This window comes from Acidovorax sp. FJL06 (genome assembly GCF_003852545.1).
In the GTDB taxonomy this organism is placed as follows: Bacteria; Pseudomonadota; Gammaproteobacteria; order Burkholderiales; family Burkholderiaceae_C; genus Acidovorax.
Genome location: NZ_QAJR01000002.1, coordinates 26374 through 43387 on the forward strand (window position 1 = coordinate 26374; position 17014 = coordinate 43387).

17 protein-coding genes are annotated in these 17014 nt (G+C 67.3%); 1 reads left to right on the forward strand and 16 read right to left on the reverse strand.

Annotated elements, in window-relative coordinates; translation table 11 throughout:
* Nucleotides 1-20: 20 nt before the first annotated feature.
* Nucleotides 21-1697: a C13 family peptidase gene (locus DBV10_RS01215; RefSeq protein WP_124509827.1), complete on the reverse strand. Its 1677-nt coding sequence runs from the start codon at nucleotides 1695-1697 to the stop codon at nucleotides 21-23.
* Between the two features lie 142 nt (nucleotides 1698-1839).
* Here DBV10_RS01215 and DBV10_RS01220 point away from each other — a divergent pair, with 142 nt between their 5' ends.
* The gene (locus tag DBV10_RS01220) at nucleotides 1840-2895 is read left to right on the forward strand and encodes a DMT family transporter (protein WP_124509829.1); all 1056 of its coding nucleotides are present in this window, start codon (nucleotides 1840-1842) and stop codon (nucleotides 2893-2895) included.
* Nucleotides 2896-2934: 39 nt separating this feature from the next.
* Here DBV10_RS01220 and DBV10_RS01225 read toward each other — a convergent pair whose 3' ends face one another.
* The 15 genes from DBV10_RS01225 to DBV10_RS01295 form a co-directional block, all read right to left on the reverse strand.
* Nucleotides 2935-3282, reverse strand: a complete 348-nt coding sequence (locus DBV10_RS01225; protein WP_124509831.1) for a hypothetical protein — start codon at nucleotides 3280-3282, stop codon at nucleotides 2935-2937.
* 65 nt (nucleotides 3283-3347) lie between these two features.
* Entirely contained in the window at nucleotides 3348-3806 is a 459-nt protein-coding gene (locus DBV10_RS01230) for a chromate resistance protein ChrB domain-containing protein (RefSeq protein WP_124509833.1), read from the reverse strand.
* The gene (locus tag DBV10_RS01235; RefSeq protein ID WP_124509835.1) at nucleotides 3803-4723 is read right to left on the reverse strand and encodes a Fe-Mn family superoxide dismutase; all 921 of its coding nucleotides are present in this window, start codon (nucleotides 4721-4723) and stop codon (nucleotides 3803-3805) included. The genes DBV10_RS01230 and DBV10_RS01235 overlap by 4 nt, the downstream gene beginning before the upstream one ends.
* 25 nt (nucleotides 4724-4748) lie before the next feature.
* Nucleotides 4749-5948, reverse strand: coding sequence for a chromate transporter (locus tag DBV10_RS01240; protein WP_124509837.1), 1200 nt, complete (start codon nucleotides 5946-5948; stop codon nucleotides 4749-4751).
* A gap of 130 nt (nucleotides 5949-6078) precedes the next feature.
* Complete coding sequence (locus tag DBV10_RS01245) at nucleotides 6079-7059, reverse strand: formate dehydrogenase accessory sulfurtransferase FdhD (protein ID WP_124509839.1); 981 nt, start codon at nucleotides 7057-7059, stop codon at nucleotides 6079-6081.
* A gap of 161 nt (nucleotides 7060-7220) precedes the next feature.
* Nucleotides 7221-7601, reverse strand: coding sequence for a hypothetical protein (locus tag DBV10_RS01250; protein ID WP_124509841.1), 381 nt, complete (start codon nucleotides 7599-7601; stop codon nucleotides 7221-7223).
* 11 nt (nucleotides 7602-7612) lie between these two features.
* Nucleotides 7613-8821 carry a formate dehydrogenase subunit gamma gene (locus DBV10_RS01255; RefSeq protein ID WP_124509843.1) on the reverse strand — a complete coding sequence of 403 codons (1209 nt, stop codon included), beginning with the start codon at nucleotides 8819-8821 and terminating at the stop codon, nucleotides 7613-7615.
* Nucleotides 8822-8829: 8 nt separating this feature from the next.
* On the reverse strand, nucleotides 8830-9072 hold the full coding sequence (locus DBV10_RS01260) for a hypothetical protein (RefSeq protein WP_124509951.1): 243 nt from the start codon (nucleotides 9070-9072) through the stop codon (nucleotides 8830-8832).
* Complete coding sequence (gene fdh3B / locus DBV10_RS01265; protein WP_124509845.1) at nucleotides 9072-9689, reverse strand: formate dehydrogenase FDH3 subunit beta; 618 nt, start codon at nucleotides 9687-9689, stop codon at nucleotides 9072-9074. The genes DBV10_RS01260 and fdh3B overlap by 1 nt, the downstream gene beginning before the upstream one ends.
* Before the next feature lie 22 nt (nucleotides 9690-9711).
* On the reverse strand, nucleotides 9712-12681 hold the full coding sequence (locus tag DBV10_RS01270) for a formate dehydrogenase subunit alpha (RefSeq protein WP_124509847.1): 2970 nt from the start codon (nucleotides 12679-12681) through the stop codon (nucleotides 9712-9714).
* Between the two features lie 14 nt (nucleotides 12682-12695).
* Entirely contained in the window at nucleotides 12696-12905 is a 210-nt protein-coding gene (locus DBV10_RS01275; protein ID WP_124509849.1) for a twin-arginine translocation signal domain-containing protein, read from the reverse strand.
* Between the two features lie 147 nt (nucleotides 12906-13052).
* On the reverse strand, nucleotides 13053-13688 hold the full coding sequence (locus DBV10_RS01280) for a molecular chaperone (protein ID WP_124509851.1): 636 nt from the start codon (nucleotides 13686-13688) through the stop codon (nucleotides 13053-13055).
* Nucleotides 13685-15754 (reverse strand): 4Fe-4S binding protein, encoded by a 2070-nt coding sequence (locus DBV10_RS01285; RefSeq protein ID WP_124509953.1) that lies wholly within the window; start codon nucleotides 15752-15754, stop codon nucleotides 13685-13687. The genes DBV10_RS01280 and DBV10_RS01285 overlap by 4 nt, the downstream gene beginning before the upstream one ends.
* Nucleotides 15714-16415: a DUF3306 domain-containing protein gene (locus DBV10_RS01290; protein ID WP_124509853.1), complete on the reverse strand. Its 702-nt coding sequence runs from the start codon at nucleotides 16413-16415 to the stop codon at nucleotides 15714-15716. Before DBV10_RS01290 ends, DBV10_RS01285 begins: the two co-directional genes overlap by 41 nt.
* Nucleotides 16408-16989, reverse strand: a complete 582-nt coding sequence (locus DBV10_RS01295; RefSeq protein ID WP_124509855.1) for a DUF3305 domain-containing protein — start codon at nucleotides 16987-16989, stop codon at nucleotides 16408-16410. The genes DBV10_RS01290 and DBV10_RS01295 overlap by 8 nt, the downstream gene beginning before the upstream one ends.
* Between the last annotated feature and the right edge of the window lie 25 nt (nucleotides 16990-17014).

Here is a 17014-nt window from a genome sequence, read left to right on the forward strand (position 1 = left end):
GGTGTTTGCAGGGGGCTGCGCTACGGGGCGCGGCTGGCAGGGGCGGCCACCGCCGCCGTGGTTGCTGCCAGGCTGCCGCCGCTGGCCTCGGGCTCCGCCGTGGCCGTCTGCAAGCGCTGCTCCAGCGCCTGCAACACCGGGGCGATCTGCTTGCCCACGCGGATCTGCGGGTTGGAGAAACCATCGGCCTTGCCCGCCTCCACCTCGCGCTGCCGGATCAGCGGCACGGCCTTGGCAAACGCCTCGGTGAACGAATGGGTCTGGCGCAGTTGTTCATTGAACACCGCGCGGCCAAAAAAGGTCAGCTCCGACAGCCTGCCGCAGCCATACGAGGTGTGCGTGGCATCGGCCGCCGTCATGACGAGGGTGCTGTCGGTGGCCAGGGGCTCGATCCAGCCACCGGCGAAGCAGGCCGACACCGCAATCACCCGGTGGCGGATGCCCGCCGCATCCAGCGCGGCGCGCAGCATCTCGGGGGTTGCGGGCGCCACCTGCAGCGGCCAGTGCGAGGCCGCCAGCGCGTGGTCGCGTGCGCCGTGCGAGGTCAGGTACACCACCAGCACGTCCTGCTCGCGGTCCATGCGGGCCGCCAGCGCGGCAATGGCCCGCTGCAGGTTCTCGGGCGTGGCCCAGGCATGGGTCTCGGCGGTGTCGGCATGGTTGAGCAGGTGCAGCACCCGGCCCTGGGCATCAAAGCGCTCCTGCAGCAAGCGGCTGACCATGGTGCTTTCGCGGCGGAACACGTCTTCGTCGGCATAGGGGGCAAACACCAGCCCATAGACATCGACCACCCCGGGGCGCTCGGGCGCGAGCGCCTCCACCTGCTGCTGCCACAAAATTTGCTGCTCTTCAAACATCGCCTGGGTCAAGGCCAGCGGCACGGGTTCGGGGGCCTGCGCCTCGTCGGCCGATGCGGGTGCGGCATCGGCCATGGCCTGGGCCTCCGGCTCCCAGGGCTGGTCCTGGAACTGCCACATGCCCACCCCAATCACGGCCGCCAGGGCCACCGCAAACACCGCCGTTCGCACCCGCGAGCGGATGAAACGCGCGCTCACCACCACCAATGCGGCCAGCACCCACAGCGTGAGCCCCCCATAGGCCACCCAGAACACAATGGCCGCCACCATGCCGTCCCACAGGCCGGGCCGGTGCACGGCTGTGGCCATGAGCGCATACAGCACCAGCAAGGGCACCAGCGGGGCCCAGGCCGTCAGCACATACCAGGCCGCCAACCCGCCCGTGGGTGCGGGCACACCCGACACCCATGCCGCCGCGCCCGCAGGCGCACGCTGGGCAGGCGCCATGGCCCACCAGGCCAGCCACAGCAGCACCAGGCTGCTCCACATCGGCGTGAGCCAGCCGCGCAGATTGAACTGTGCCGGCCCTTCCACCTGCCACCGCGCGGCCGCCACCAGCAGGGCGCCGCCGACCAGCGACAGCACCAGCAACTGCCAGGGCGTGGGCGCAGCCGCCGCCGTGCGGGGCGGCAAGAACAGCGCGGCACGCAGGCCCTCGCGCATCCAGCCCCACAGCGGCAGGCGCTCCGACGCCGCAACGGGCGGGGCGGGCGGCTGCGCAGGCGTGTCTTGTGGCGGACGATTCAGCGGGACTTCGATCTCGGTCTGCGCAAGTTCCGGCCCCCACTGGCTGGGCAAGGTGTCGGCCCAGGTGCTGCTGCTGGCGTTCAAATCTTTCATGCGCGCATCATGCCATTGGGGGATGACGGGGACGGGGGTGCAGCAGCGGCTGCAGGCCTTGGACACGGGGCTCAGCGCACTCGGGACTGCTTCTCTTCAGATGCACGCAGCCCCCGGGGTTCGTGATGAAATCGCTCACACCATGACGCGTGACCTTTTGCACCTCCCCGCCTTGCGCGGTGGCTTGCTCGCCCTGCTGGCTGCAGTTCTTTTTGGCATCAGCACGCCTGCGGTGCAGAGGCTGGGAGCGGGGCTCGGCGCCTTCACGACGGCGGCGCTGCTGTACGCAGGAGCGGCCCTGGTCGGGGCCCTGTCGCTGCAGGCCGCTGCGCACGAAGCGCGGGTGCAGAGGGCCGACATTCCGCGCCTCCTGGCGATGGCCGGCTTTGGTGCAGCGCTGGGGCCGGTGGCCCTGGCCTGGGGCCTGCAGCACACGAGCGGGGCCAGCGCATCGCTCATGCTCACGCTGGAAGCGCTGTTCACCGCCACGCTGGCATGGTGGCTGTACAGCGAAACCATGGACCGCCGCGTGTGGGCCGCCATGCTCTTGCTGCTCGCAGGAGGAATGGCACTGGTTCTGGGCCAGGGCCTGCAGGGGGGCGTGCAGCTGCTGGGGCTGCTGGCCGTGCTGTTGGCCACCGTCGCCTGGGGGGTGGACAACACCTTGTCCCGTGGGCTGGCTGAGCGCGACCCCAGCCAGGTGGTGATGGCCAAGGCCACCTTGGGGGCCGCAGCGACGGCGGCCTTGGCGGTGGGGATGGGAGAACCCCTGCCCCCGTTGTCCGCTGCCTTGGGGCTTCTCGCCGTGGGGGCCACAGGCTACGGCCTGAGCCTGCGCTTTTACCTTCTGGCCCAGCGGGCGTTTGGTGCGGCGCGCACGGGCTCGGTGTTCGCCTTCGCGCCCTTCATTGGTGCTGCCGTGGCCTTCGGCTTCGGGGAGCGCTCTGCCGGAGGGCTGATGCTGCTGGGTGGGGCGCTCATGCTGGCCGGGGTGGCGCTGCACCTGGCGGAAAGCCACGGGCATGAGCACACGCACGAAATGCTGGAACATGAGCACGCCCACCGCCACGATGACGGACACCATCTGCACACCCACGATGCGATGCCACAGGGCAGCCACAGCCATTCACATGTGCATGAGGCGATGACACACGCCCACGCACATGCACCCGATGTGCATCATCTGCACAGGCACTAGGCGCCCCCTTTCATTTCCCCCACACGCGGGCCGCACCACTCATGGCGGGGCCGGTTGCAACCGGGCCGCGCTCTTTCTGACCGTGCCTGCATACACCACGCTCCCGGCATCGCGGTACTGCAGTTCGTCCCCCACACGCACCACATCAAAGCAGACCGGGGACTCCTTGCTGACCTCGGGCAGCAAGAGGCACAGTTGGTTGTTCTGTGCGCTCCAGCGCCCGTTGCGCGTGCGGCCGTTTTCCGAACGCTCCAGGCGGCCATCCAGAAAGTAGTCATGCCCCCAATGGCGCCCGTCGGAGACGTGGCGTCCCCCCACCATGGAGCGGATCTGCGCCGTGGTCAGTTTGGTTTCAGGGGGCGCCGCGCAGGCAAAAGGCACCAGCATTCCGCACAGAAAATGCACCCACAGTCCCCTTTTGAAGCGGCGGGGCCACCGCACAGCCGCCGCCGTCATGCCGCCATGCTCGGAGGCCAGTTATGGGTTTCTGCCTGGCAGGATTGGCACCACGCATAGAGCGCGTCGTACATCACCATGCCATGCCCGAGCATCTCGTGGTCATTGCTGAAGGTCTTGGACAAACCGAGCGAGAGCGCGTACAGCCCCGCAGACTGCGGCGCCAGGTCCAGCCGGGAGGTGTCCGCGCCCCGCACGATCACGGCCAGTTGCTGCAAGGCGGGATCGGTGAGCGCGTACTTCTTGAGAAAAGCATCGAAGCTGCACAGCTCACCGTCGTGGGTCATTTCGACGCCGGGCACGTCGTAGGGGATGGCTCCCGTGTCCTGGGCCACCTGAAGCACCGAGGCCGCAGGCACATAGAGGAATTCTGGCGCCTGGTCGATGAACCGGGCAATCAGCCAGGGGCAGGCAATGCGGTCGATCTTCGGGCGTTCGCGGGTGACCCATTTCATGCGGCACCCCCTTGCGCCTGCAGAGGCAGGCCAGCGGCCTGCCAGGCCTCGATGCCGCCCACGATGTAGCGCGCATCCATGCCCCGTGCCCGCAGCGCCAGGACGGTGGAGCGGCCAATGTCCTTGCCGCGCAGGCAGTACAGCAGCACCGGCTTCGTGGCGTCCAGTTCCTGGCACCACTCCAGCACACGTGCCGGATCGCGCCAAGAGGCCCCGGCAATGACCTGCGGGCTCTGCAGGTAGTCCTCCTCACGCCGCACGTCAAACGCACCCGGCGCACCGGCTAGCGCAGCGCCCGTGTCGAAGCCGAAGGCCAAGGCATCCGCCTCGACGGCCGCCCCGTAGCGCTTGTAAACCTTGTCCCACTGGATGTTGGCCATGAAGGCATCCACATAGGCGCCCGCCTTGGCACCAAAGTCCAGGTGGTACGCATGCTCGTACATGTCCAGCGCCAGCACCGGCGTGGCACCCGCCAGGAGCTGCGTGTGGTCGGCCGCCCCGTGGTTGATGAGGCGGCTTTCGCGGGAGGACCAGGACAGCAGCGCCCATCCCGACCCTCCCCCCATGGCCTTGGCCAGCCCGGTGAACTGGCTGCGCCAGGCCTCGACGGAGCCAAAGTCGCGCGTGAGCGCAATGGAGAGTCCGCAGGAAGGCAGCACGCCGTTGCCGCCCAGGTTGTCGAAATACAGCTCATGCAGGAAGGCCGAGTTGGCGGCGATCAACTCCTCGCGCTTGAGGCCGTTGATGGTGAAAGTGGCGGCGGTGTTCCAGTCCAACGCTGAGAGTTGGCTGCGTATGGCGTTCAGGCGCTTGACGGCACCGGCGTAGTTGTTCTCGTGGTGGCTGGTGATCAGGCGATTCGACAAGCCAGAAAGCTGATCGGGGTTCAGCACCAGGGGGCGGATTGGGTAGTTCATGCAGTTCTCCTTCAGATGGTCCGAGTCAGACGTGGGCAACAAGTGGATAGACAACCAGGCCAATCAAGGCGGCGGCCAGCACCACCACTGGCTCGGGCAGCTTCTTGAAACGCCACAGGACCGCAGCGGTGGCGAGAAACAGTGCAACAGTGGGCAGGTCCACGATGGACCGCTGGCCCAGCACCACCACCGCGCCAGTGATCGCGCCCACGGCGGCGGCGGTGACGCCATCCACGAACGCGACCACGCCGGGGTGCTTGCCGTGTTTCTTGAAGTACGGCGCCGGGATCACGGTGAGCAGGTAGCAGGGCAGAAAAGTGGCAGCCGCCGCGACGACCGCGCCCCAGAAGCCGCTGGTCAGGAAGCCGATGAACCCGGTGGTGATGACGACCGGCCCCGGGGTGATCATGGCCACGGCCACCGCGTCCACAAACTGCCGGTCCGTGAGCCACGCATACTCCTTGACCACGCCGCCGTACAGAAACGGCACGATGGCCAAGCCGCTGCCAAAGACGAAGGCGCCCGCATAGGTGAAGTACGCGGCAATCTGCCCCAGCCTGTGCCAATCGAGGTGCTCCAGGCTGAGGGCCCCGGCGACAGGGGCCACCCACGCCATGCTGTGCAGTTGCCCGCCGGTTCGCTTCAACGGGCCGCGCACGGCCCACACCAGCAGCCCGGCGCCCAGAAAGACCCAGATCACTTCGGACTGGGTGACGATGGTCACGCCGGCGCTGACCAGGTAGATGGCCCCGAGCAGCCTGTCCTTGCCCACGCTCTTGGTCGTGAGCTTGTAGGCACTCAAGGCAATGATGCCGATGACGGAGGCACCCACGCCGTAGAAAACGGCCTGCATCCACGAGAGACCGCCATACGCCTTGTAGGCCACACCCAACGCCACCACCATCACAAAGGACGGCAGCACAAACGCGAGGCCGGCCAGCGTGGCGCCCCACAAGCGGAAATGCACGTATCCCAGGTAGATGGCCAACTGCGCGGCCAAAGGGCCCGGCATGAGCTGGGCCAGGGCCATGCCCTCCTTGTAGTCGGCGTCCGAAATCCAGTGGCGCTGCTCCACCAGATCGCGGTACATGTAGCCAACCAAGGCCACCGGGCCGCCAAAGCCGAGCGTGCCCAGGCGCAGCATGTAGCGCACCAGTTGCCACAGCGTGTAGCCCGGCAAAGCCGTTGCCTGTTCAGCAGGGGGAATCGAAGGGGACGAATTCAAGTCGAGCTCCTAACTGGGCGCAGTGGCCCATGATCAGGAGCAGTACTTGGGACAGGGGCTGTCCTAGGGTACGGGGAGACCGCTCAAGTCCCCGCAGCGCAAAGTATAGCCCGGCAAACCGGGGGTCACCTCAAACCCTATCGCCATCCCCAGCGCCCGCACCAGCACTAGCACCGACCGCTGGCACCACCGCCTGTTGCGCCAGCTCCGGCTGCAGCACCAGCCGGTGCGTACCGCTATAGCAAACAAAACGGCGGTTGGTGGCCCGCCCAATGGCGCACAGGCCCAGCTGCTGTGCCACCGCATGGCCCATCTGCGTCATGCCGCTGCGGGACACCACGATGGGCACGCCCATCTGGGCGGACTTGATGACCATCTCGCTGGTGAGCCGGCCCGTGGTGTAGAAGACCTTGTCGGCGCCGGACATGGGCACAGCCGGCGCGCTTGCCACCACATTGCCCGGCACGGCGCGGGCTGAAGGTGGGGTGGCCTCGGGGTTCATCCACATCCAACCGGCGATGGTGTCGATGGCGTTGTGGCGGCCCACGTCTTCCACGAAGGTCAGCAGCTCCTCGCCTTGGAACAGGGCGCAACCATGCACCGAACCCGCGGATTTGTAGGTGGTCTCCTTGAGGCGGATGGCGTTGACGATGCCATAGAGCTGGGCCTGCGTCAGTTGCGCCTCGGGCAGTGCAATGCGGTCCACCTCGTCCATGAGGCCGCCAAACACGCTGCCCTGGCCGCAGCCCGTGGTGACCACCTTGCTGGCGGTGCGCTCTTCAATGCGGGCAATGCCATGGCGCGTGCGCACGGCGGCGGCGTGCACTTCCCAATCGACGGTGATGGATTCGATGTCGAACACCGATTCGACCAGCCGTTGGTTGCGCAGATAGCCCAGCACCAGCAGCTCGGGCTGCGCGCCCAGCGTCATCAGGGTGACCAGCTCGCGCTTGTCCACATAGAGGGTGAGGGGCCGCTCGGCGGGGATCTGCACCTGCTCGCGTTCGCCCCGTTCGTTGACGACCTCCACATGGTGGGTGAGGGGCGCGTGGGCTTGTGTGAGGCGCGGCAGCACGGGGGGCGCTGCGGGGGGCTCAGGGGCATCGGGCATGGGGGACGAATCGGAAGGCGGCAGAGACCAGGTCATGGGGTGAATATACGCACTGCCGCAGGGTGGCACGGTCGGCAATTCCACAAATACAAAAGCCGCGCCACCAGGGTGACGCGGCTTGCAGCCGGCACGCAGACCCCAGGCCTGCGGGGGCCGATCGATCAGGACTTGGACGCGGGGGCCGCAGCCGCTGCAGGCGCCGGGGTGCCGGGCGCGGTGCCGGTTGCGGCCGGGCTGGCCGCCGCCTCGGCGGGCTTGGGGGCGGGCGGCGTGTAGGCAAAGGGGCCGGGGTCGGCACAGGCGGCCACGGCTGCGGCAGGTTTGGCCGATGGCGTGGCCTTGCGGTAATGCGCCGCCACCTTGTCCTGCGACAGGCAGAGCTTGTAGTTGTCCACCTTGCCCGCCCAGGCGGTCTTGGCAGTGGCTTCTGCGGCCTTGGCGGCAGCCTCGGGCGATGGGGCGGGGAGCTTGGCGGATGCCAGGGTGCACACGCCTGCAGCGCACAGCGCCAGCAAACAGGAACGGATGGTGGGTGTCGTCATGGTGCGGGTCCTCATACCTGCGCGGGCTGCTGGCCCGCTGTTGGCGTGGCGGCGGCATCGGCCGCTGGCTGGCCGGCGGCGCTGCGCTGGCGGGGGATCTTGCCCGCCTGCACGTCGTCGTGCCACAGCTCGTGGTGCTCCTTGGCCCAGGCCTCGCTCACGTAGCCGGTCTTCATGGCCTTGTAGGCGCCACGCATGCCCACGGTACCCATGTAGATGTGGCCGCAGATCAGCGCCATCATCCAGATGGCCAGGGTGGCGTGGACCATGTGGGCGATCTGCATGTCGCCGCGCACATCGCCAAAGCCGGGGATGAGCTTGTCGAGCACCAGGCCCGTGGCCACCACCAGGATGCCGGGGATGGTGATGCCCCACCAAAACAGGCCCTTCTCACCCGCATTGAAGCGGTGCGAGGGCACTTCGTGGTCGCCGCCCAGCATGCCACCACCCTTGGCCAGCCACACGAAGTCGGCGCGGTTGGCGATGTTGTCCTTGATGAAGGTGAGGACGATCACCAGCAGCGACACGGCAAACAGCGGCCCCATGAAGTTGTGCACATTCTTGAGCGCATAGGCCAGCCAGCCGAACAGGGTCGCGCCCAGCACCGGCAACAAGAAGAACTTGCCAAACGCCATCACGATGCCCGACACCGCCAATGCGATGAAGGCAAAGGCATTGGCCCAGTGCGCCGCGCGCTCGAACGGCGTGAAGCGCTCGATGCGGCGGGCATCCGGGCCTTCGGGGTGGTCATGCCCCAGCGGGCCCTTGACGAAATAGAAGATGCCGAGCGCCAGCAGCACGATGGCGAACAAGGCCGCACCGTACGGAATGATCCACTGGTTGCGCACCTGGCGCCAGGCTTCGCCCGCGTTGGTCACGCGCGAGCCCGGGTACTGCACAAAGGGCTGGATCAGGTTGCCGGCCTCGGGGGCCTGGGTTGTGGGCAGGCTGCTGTAGCCCGTCACGCCCTGCCCCACCTGGCGCCACATGGGCGCGTTGTTGCCGGGCTGCACCTTCATGCGCTCGCCGTTGGTCTGCTCCGCATACTTCGGATCGGAACTGGCGTCGGGCTTGACCTCGAAGATGTTCTGGCCCTGGATGCCTGCGGCGGCAGGGGCAGCAGCGGCGGTATCCGGCGCTGACGCGGCAGGCGCCTGGGCTCCTGCTGGCCCGCCGGCCAGGCCAGCCAGCAAAGCCAGGGACCACATGATGTGTTTCATGGCGGGCCTCACTTCGCTTGCGTGCGACTGTATTCGTTCTGGCCGTACTGCTGGCGCGCCTTGAGCTGCGCCTCCCACGCGGCCTTGTCCCCGGCCTTCCAGCCGGGCTGCATGAAGTTGCTGCCCGTGCCGGCATAGGGTGGGGCATCGCTGCGGATGCCCGCGCCCGTCTGGGGCTTTTCGCCGCAGGCGGTGAGGGCGACCAGGGCCACGGCGGCAGCCAGGGTGGTGGGGATCAGGCGCTGGACCATCATGACTTGCCTCCTGCAGGCTGGCCTGCCTGTTTGGAACCATAGGCCGTGCCCCAGCCCCACACTTCAGCGCCCTTGCCGCGCTGCACCACACGGTTGCGGAAGATGTCGGCCACCACATCGCCATCGCCGGCCAGCAGGGCCTTGGTGGAGCACATTTCGGCGCACGCGGGCAGCTTGCCTTCGGCCAGGCGGTTGCGGCCATACTTTTCAAATTCGGCCTGGCTGCCATGGGCCTCGGGGCCCCCGGCGCAGAAGGTGCATTTGTCCATCTTGCCGCGCACGCCGAAGGTGCCTTGGGATGGGAATTGCGGCGCGCCAAACGGGCAGGCATAGCTGCAGTAGCCACAGCCGATGCACACGTCCTTGTCGTGCAGCACCACACCCTCTTCGGTGCGGTAGAAGCAGTTGACGGGGCACACGGCCATGCAAGGTGCATCGCTGCAGTGCATGCAGGCCACCGAGATGGACTTCTCGCCGGGCACGCCGTCGTTGAGCGTGACCACGCGGCGGCGGTTCACGCCCCAGGGCACCTCGTGTTCGTTCTTGCAGGCCGTGACGCAGCCGTTGCACTCGATGCAGCGCTCGGCGTCGCAGATGAATTTCATTCGTGCCATGTCGTGTCTCCTCGCGCGGCGATCAAGCGCGTTCCACGTTGCAGATCGTGGTCTTGGTTTCTTGCATCATGGTCACGCTGTCGTAGCCATACGTCGTTGCAGTGTTCACGGCCTCGCCGCGCACCACGGGCGCTGCGCCCTTGGGGTAGTAGGCCAGCATGTCCGCGCCTTGCCAGCGGCCCGAGAAGTGGAATGGCATCCACACCGTATCGGGTGCCACGCGCTCGGTAACCAGCGCCTGAACATTGAGCCGCGCGCCGGTGGGCGAACTCAGCCACACGCGCTCGCCGTTGCGGATGCCGCGATCGGCCGCCGTCTTGGGGTTGATCTCGACGAACGACTCCTGCTGCAGCTCGGCCAGCCAGGGGTTGGAACGGGTTTCCTCGCCACCGCCCTCGTACTCGACCAGGCGGCCCGAGCTGAGGATGAGCGGGAACTTCTCGTACGCCTTGTCGGCCACGTTCTTCTGCTGCACGCTCTTGTACAGCGTGGGCAGGCGCCAGAAGGCCTTCTTGTCGTCGTGCGTGGGGTACTTGGCCACCAGCTCGGGCTTGGTGCCGTACAGCGGCTCGCGGTGCTGCGGGATGGCGTCGGGGAAGTTCCAGACCACGGCGCGCGCCTTGGCATTGCCAAACGGGTGGCAGCCATGCTTCATGGCCACGCGGATGATCGCGCCCGTGGGGTCGGTCTTCCAGTTCTTGCCTTCGGCCTTGGCCTTCTCGGCATCGCTGAGGTCATCCCACCAGCCCAGCTTTTTCAGCAACACATGGTCAAACTCGGGGTAGCCCGTGGTGATCTCGCTGCCCAGCGAGTGCGATCCGTCCTCGGCCAGCAGGTTGACGCCGTCCTTCTCAACGCCAAAGTTGGCGCGGAAGTTTCCGCCGCCATCCATCACGTGCTTGGAGGTGTCGTACAGGTTGGGCGAGCCGGGGTGCTTGAGCTCGGGCGTGCCATAGCAGGGCCAGGGCAGGCCAAAGTAGTCACCAGCAAAGTCGTAGCCCGTGTCCTTGTCCTTGCCCCCCTTGGCCTTCAGGGTCTTCACGTCGAACAGGTGCATGTTCTTCATGTGGGCCTTCAGGCGCTCAGGGCTCTGGCCGGTGTAACCAATGGTCCAGACCGACTTGTTGATCTCGCGCAGGATGTCCTCGGGCACGGGCTCGTCCATGCCCTTGACCTTCTGCATCTTGTAGTTCTTGACCAACTCGTCCGCAAAGCCGAGCTTCTGCGCGAACTGGTACATGATCATGTGGTCGGAGCGGCTCTCCCACAGCGGCTCGATCACCTTCTCGCGCCACTGGATGGAGCGGTTGGAGGCCGTGCACGAGCCACTGGTCTCGAACTGCGTGGCCGCAGGCAGCAGATACACCGCGCGGTTGGGGTTCAGGTCTTCGGCCTTGCCCGGCATGGCAGCCATGGCGGCGGTGGCCGAGGGGTACGGGTCCACCACCACCAGCAGGTCCAGCTTGTCCATGGCACGCTTCATTTCGAGGCCACGGGTTTGCGAGTTGGGCGCATGGCCCCAGAAGAACACGCCGCGCAGGTTGGAGTCCTGGTCGATGAGCTCGTTGTTCTCCAGCACGCCGTCGATCCAGCGCGACACGGTGATGCCGTTCTTGGACATCATCGCGGGCGAGGCGTACTGCTTCTTGATCCACTCGAAGTCCACACCCCACACGGCGGCGAAATGCTTCCAGGAGCCTTCGGCCAGGCCGTAGTAGCCGGGCAGCGAATCGGGGTTGGGACCCACATCGGTGGCGCCCTGCACGTTGTCGTGGCCGCGGAAGATGTTGGTGCCGCCACCGCTCTTGCCCACGTTGCCCAGTGCCAGCTGCAGGATGCACGAGGCGCGCACGATGGCGTTGCCGATGGTGTGCTGCGTCTGGCCCATGCACCACACGATGGTGCCGGGGTTGTTCTCGTGCAGCATCTTGGCGACCTTGAACACCTGGTCTTCCTTGACGCCGCAGGCCTCTTCCACCTTGTCGGGGGTCCACTTGGCCAGCACTTCGTCGCGCACCTTGTCCATGCCATAGACACGGTCGTTGATGTACTTCTTGTCTTCCCAGCCGTTCTTGAAGATGTGGTGCAGCACGCCGAACAGGAAGGGGATGTCGGTGCCCGAGCGGATGCGCACATACTCGTCGGCCTTGGCCGCCGTGCGGGTGAAGCGCGGGTCGACCACGATCATCTTGCAGCCGGTTTCCTTGGCGTGCAGCATGTGCAGCATGCTCACCGGGTGGGCCTCGGCCGCGTTGGAGCCAATGTACAAAGCGACCTTGCTGTTCTGCATGTCGTTGTACGAGTTGGTCATGGCGCCATAGCCCCAGGTGTTGGCCACGCCGGCCACCGTGGTGGAGTGGCAGATGCGCGCCTGGTGGTCGCAGTTGTTGGTGCCCCAGAAGCTCACAAACTTGCGCAGCAAATAGGCCTGCTCGTTGTTGTGCTTGGACGAGCCCACGAAGTACACGCTGTCGGGGCCGCTGGCCTTGCGCAGCTCCTGCATCTTGGCGGTGATTTCGTTCAGCGCCGTGTCCCAGCTGATGCGCTCGTACTTGCCGTTGACCAGCTTCATGGGATAGCGCAGGCGGTACTCACCATGGCCGTGCTCGCGCAGTGCAGCACCCTTGGCACAGTGCGCGCCCAGGTTGATGGGCGAGTCGAACACCGCCTCCTGGCGCACCCACACGCCGTTCTCGACCACGGCATCGACCGCGCAGCCCACCGAGCAGTGGGTGCAGACGGTGCGGCGCACTTCGATCTTGCTGTCGCCGATGCCGACCTTGGCGCCTTCGGCGGCGTTGGATTTCTTGACCAGCGTGAGCTGCGATGCAGCAATGCCGACGCCCACCCCCAGGCCAGAGCGGCGCAGGAACGAGCGGCGGTCCATCGTGGGCAGGGCCTGCGACAGGCCCCGGCGCAGGCTGTGGACAAACGGGGAGGCAGACGACGATGTGGCCTGCGCAGCATGGGAGGACTTCTTGGTGAGCAACATGGAGCGCCCCGCTGTCAGAGTTGGGTGGTTTTGTAGTACTGCTTCACGTGGGCCGACAGGTGGTAGCCACCCCCCTTCTCGGGCGCCACGCGGACGGGCTCGGACACCGTGGCATCAGCGGGGACAACCTGAGGAAGCGCCACGGCCGCAGCGGCGGCAGCCCCTGCGGTGGCGGCGCCGGAGAAGAAGCTCCGGCGTGAGGAATGGGGCTGGCGGTTCTGCATGCTTGTCTCCAGAATGGCTGGCGCTATGAAACGTAATTCATACGAGTCTATGCGAGGGTGCCTTACATCGCAATGACGCAGCGCACCACCCACTAATGCACTCATCTTTTATAGCGCCCGCATCAGGGTTTCTGCGGGCCTGCGGGGTCACTCCAACATGTCGAAGCCCTGGGCCTCCACCGCCACGAAAGCCCGTGTGAACTGGGCCAGAGCGGCATAGAAACGGGCCTGCGGATGGGCCTGCAGGGCATCGCACAGCAGCAGCACCCAGGGCTGAAAATGTGTGGCAAAAAAGTCGCGCTGGGCCGTCAGGTTGCAGACAGCCGCATCGTCTCCGGCGATCAGATAGCGCATCACCTCGCACAGGTAGGCGATGTGGTCCTCCGTCTCGGGCATGGTGTCGCCACGCGCCAGCCCCAGGCGGTCCAGGTCGGTGCGCAGCCGGGCCAGGGGCTTTTCGTTCAAGAAGCCGCTCAGGTAGTGCGATCCATACAGATACACCTCGGGCTTGCCCACGCCGCCAAACAGGCGGTCGAACTCCTGTGCAATGGCGGCATCGCCCTGCGCGCGGGCCGCGCCCACCAGTTGTTGCCAGGGCTCCTGCAGAAAGCCGCCCTCGGCGGGCGCCTCGGTCACCGCCGCGCGCAGTGCCGACAGCAGCGGTGCGCCCGGCGCGGCGTAGTACAGCGGTGCGAGCAGGCCATACAGCTCGGCGCGCGCGGTTTCCTCGTCCAAGGCCGAGCTGCCACCGGGGGATGTCAAAGAAGCAGGTTGGGCGCTCACAGGTCGGTCACTTTCGTTTCGCTTTGGGAGGAATACAGGTCGATCACGCGGCAGTCGCTGCACATCTTCAGGCGCTCCAGCGCCTCGCCCTGGAACATGGGGTGGCCCGACAGCTTGCCCAGCATGGCCTCGATGGCTTTGACGGTGCCAAAGGGTTTGCTGCAGCGCACACAGGCCCAGGGTTGGGCCTCGTTCAGCACGCGCAGCTGCGCGCGCTCGGGCGTCAACAGCAGGCGCGGTTGCAGGGTGATGGCGTCTTCGGGGCAGGTGGTGGCGCACAGGCCGCACTGCACGCAGTTCTTTTCGATGAAGCGCAGCTGGGGCAGCTGGGGGTTGTCCTGCAGCGCGCTGGCGGGGCAGGCGCTCACGCAGCTCAGGCACAGGGTGCAGCGGTCCTTGTTGACTTCAATCGTGCCCAACGGCGAGCCCACGGCAGGTAAGGCAACGGCTGCGGGCCGATCGGCCACGGGCATGGGGGCCTGTTCGATCAGGTGGTCCAGCGCCATCTCCAGCGTGCTGCGCTTTTCTTGCGCCACGGCAAAGCGCGCGGCAACAGCCGGGGTCTTCTGACGGGTCTGGCCCAGGGACTGCAGCGCGGCGTCCAGCTCGGTGGGGTGCGCTGCGCGCAGCAACTGCACATGGGTGCCGGTATAACCCAGGCCGCGCAAAATGCCTTGCGCCACATCCATCTGCGCCTGCAGGCCATCCAGGTACTGCGGCGCTTCTTCCTGGGTGGCCAGCACCACGATCTGCGAAGCCCCGTAGGCGATGGCGCTGAGCCACAGGTCCACCCCCGTGCTGGCCGTGTGCCACAGCGCCACCGGGATCACATGGGCGGGCACGCCATGCGCCAGCTTCAATTGGGCTGCGCGGCCCAGCTCTTCCACCAGCGCCTGGCCGCGCTCCTGGCTGTGCAGCAGCAGCACGGCGTCCTTGCCGCCTGCAGCGGTGTAGGTGGACAGCAGGGTTTTGAGCTTGCTGCCCTGGTCGGTGGCACTGGGGTAGGCGTAGGTCAGCGCGCCCGTGGGGCACACGGTGGTGCAGGCGCCACAGCCCACGCACAGGTTGGGGTTGACGACGATGCGCTGGCGGGCCTTGTCGCTGCTCACGGCCTCGGCCGAGCAGATGTCCACGCAGGCGTTGCAGCCCACGGTGGCATTGCGGCTGTGGGCGCAGAGCTTTTGCTTGTAGGCAAAGAATTTGGGCTTCTCGAACTCGCCCACCAGCTCGCGCAGCTTGAGCAGCGCGGCCATGTCACGCCCATCCCAGCGGAAGTAGCCCTGCGGCAGCGCGTGCTGCAGAAAGGTGGGCGTGGCCGTGGCAGCGCGCAGGTCCAGCACCAGGTCAAAGCGCTCGGTCTGCGCGGCGGCGTCGCGCGTGAAGTCGATGGCACCCGCCACCTGGCACACCTTCACGCAGGCGCGGTGCGACTGGCAGGCCGCCAGGTCGATCTGGTAGTCGAGGCCAATGGCGTTCTCGGGGCAAGCGGCCATGCAGGCATTGCAGCGGGTGCAAAGATCAAGGTCGATGGGGTTATCGGCCGCCCATTGCAGCTCGAACGCACCCAGCCAGCCCGTGAGGCCCGTGATGCGCCCGCCCAGCACGGGGTAGCGCCGGGCCTGCGCGCCCCCGGCGTTGCCGGGGCCCTGGGTGAACAGGGTGACATCGAGCACATCCGACACCAGGGCCGCGGCCTGCTCGGCGGCGTCCAGCGGGCCGATGATGAGCAGGCGGCCCGCGCTTTTGTACGTGACCGTGGGCACGGGCTCCGGGTCGGGCAGGCGCGCCGCCGCCAACAGTGCCGCGATCTTGGGGCTGGCCTTGGCCGCGTCGCGGCTCCAGCCGCCGGTCTCGCGGATGTTGACAAAACGGAGGGGCGACACCGCGCCTTCGGTCTGCTGGCCCAGGTCGGCAAACAGGCGCTGCTCTTGGGTGCAAGCCACCACCACGTCCTGCCCGGACCGGATGGCTTGCTGAAAGGCCCCTGCGTCGCGCCGGCACAGGGTGGAGTGGAGGGTCAGGTCTTCATGCAGTGCCTCGCCCAACGCCTTGGCGTTGAGGGGCATCGTCTGGTTGCAGTCGCAAATGAGCGTCGTGGTCATCGTGGGTGTGGCTGGCTGGCGTGGCCACCCCATCCTCTGCAGAACGGGCGGCCAGCGCAGGCTCGCTGGTGGGGGCGCTAGGAATAGCGCTGCATACCCCGGACTGTGCCACGTCTGCGGCGCCCGTCGCCCCCGCATCATCCCGAGGCTGAGTGACCGCCGGGGCTATTGCGCCCGCGTCTGGCGGCTCCACGCCAGCCGGTTGATCTTTGTCAAAGAACCCCAGGGCATGGGCGCTGGCAATTTTGCGCAGCATGCCGGCGGGCAGCGGGTCGGGCTGGGTGTAGTCGCCCACGTAGATGTCCAGGCCATCCATCACATTGAAGTGGGGGTCGGCGAACAGTTTTTTCATCGCCAGGTTGCGCACCTCGGGCGACACGGCGCGGCCCACGAACGGCGTGAAGTCGGACGCGGGCGTGAGCGCCTGCGCGTCGGCCAGCGTGGGCGGGGGCGGCTCAGGCGGGGCGGGCACAGCCACCGCCCCGGGTGCAGGTGCACGGACGGGCGCTACGGCCTGCGATGCCGGTGCGGGAGCGGGAACGGGCGGTGGCGGCTCTGCCACCGGCTTGCCCTCCCGCACCTCCTGTTTGCGGCGCGACCAGCGCCCCAGGAATCCGTCAGCCATGGCCGCCGCCTCCTGCATCACCACGTCCGCCTGCACCACCGCCACGCAGCTTCTCGGTCGATACCGACGCCGGGTTGCCAAAGCGGTCCTGCAGCGGACGGAAGCTGTCCGGCCGCTTGCGGCGCTTGGGCTCGGGCTGGTAGTGCTCAGCCACAAAGGCGCGCAGGGCTTCCACCACCTCGGGGGCAGCGGGCACCTGCTCCACGGTTTCCTGCGCGTCCAGCCAACGGCCGGCATCGTGGTAGCTCAGGCTCACGGCCACGGGGCGGGCCAGGGGCTCCTCGCCCGTGCCCGGGTCCTCGTCGGCGCGCCACATCACGAACCAGCAGGGCGCAGGCGAGGTGAGGTTCAAGTGGTAGCCCTCGGCGTCGTCGCGGAACAGCTCCACCCGGACCGCCGGAAACAGCCAGCGCTGCTCGCGCTCGCCCTGGATCAGCGGGCGGGGTTCGGTGCCGAAGGCAGCCTCATGGGGCACCACCTCGGCCAGCGACCAGCGCCAGGGCTGCCAGCGGTTGGCGATGTGCTCGCGCCGCATGATCACGGCAACGTCGGTGTGGGGGCGCAGGGCAGTCATGGGCGCCGACTGTACCCCGACGTTG

Excerpts from the sequence above, each read along its gene's own strand:
- DBV10_RS01275 (WP_124509849.1), bottom strand. The coding sequence starts at position 12,905 with ATGCAGAACCGCCAGCCCCATTCCTCACGCCGGAGCTTCTTCTCCGGC.
- DBV10_RS01230 (WP_124509833.1), bottom strand. The coding sequence starts at position 3,806 with ATGAAATGGGTCACCCGCGAACGCCCGAAGATCGACCGCATTGCCTGC.
- DBV10_RS01295 (WP_124509855.1), bottom strand. The coding sequence starts at position 16,989 with ATGACTGCCCTGCGCCCCCACACCGACGTTGCCGTGATCATGCGGCGC.
- DBV10_RS01290 (WP_124509853.1), bottom strand. The coding sequence starts at position 16,415 with ATGGCTGACGGATTCCTGGGGCGCTGGTCGCGCCGCAAACAGGAGGTG.
- DBV10_RS01245 (WP_124509839.1), bottom strand. The coding sequence starts at position 7,059 with ATGCCCGATGCCCCTGAGCCCCCCGCAGCGCCCCCCGTGCTGCCGCGC.
- DBV10_RS01215 (WP_124509827.1), bottom strand. The coding sequence starts at position 1,697 with ATGAAAGATTTGAACGCCAGCAGCAGCACCTGGGCCGACACCTTGCCC.
- DBV10_RS01225 (WP_124509831.1), bottom strand. The coding sequence starts at position 3,282 with ATGCTGGTGCCTTTTGCCTGCGCGGCGCCCCCTGAAACCAAACTGACC.
- DBV10_RS01250 (WP_124509841.1), bottom strand. The coding sequence starts at position 7,601 with ATGACGACACCCACCATCCGTTCCTGTTTGCTGGCGCTGTGCGCTGCA.
- DBV10_RS01270 (WP_124509847.1), bottom strand. The coding sequence starts at position 12,681 with ATGTTGCTCACCAAGAAGTCCTCCCATGCTGCGCAGGCCACATCGTCG.
- fdh3B (WP_124509845.1), bottom strand. The coding sequence starts at position 9,689 with ATGGCACGAATGAAATTCATCTGCGACGCCGAGCGCTGCATCGAGTGC.
- DBV10_RS01260 (WP_124509951.1), bottom strand. The coding sequence starts at position 9,072 with ATGGTCCAGCGCCTGATCCCCACCACCCTGGCTGCCGCCGTGGCCCTG.
- DBV10_RS01255 (WP_124509843.1), bottom strand. The coding sequence starts at position 8,821 with ATGAAACACATCATGTGGTCCCTGGCTTTGCTGGCTGGCCTGGCCGGC.
- DBV10_RS01285 (WP_124509953.1), bottom strand. The coding sequence starts at position 15,754 with ATGCCCCTCAACGCCAAGGCGTTGGGCGAGGCACTGCATGAAGACCTG.
- DBV10_RS01220 (WP_124509829.1), top strand. The coding sequence starts at position 1,840 with ATGACGCGTGACCTTTTGCACCTCCCCGCCTTGCGCGGTGGCTTGCTC.
- DBV10_RS01235 (WP_124509835.1), bottom strand. The coding sequence starts at position 4,723 with ATGAACTACCCAATCCGCCCCCTGGTGCTGAACCCCGATCAGCTTTCT.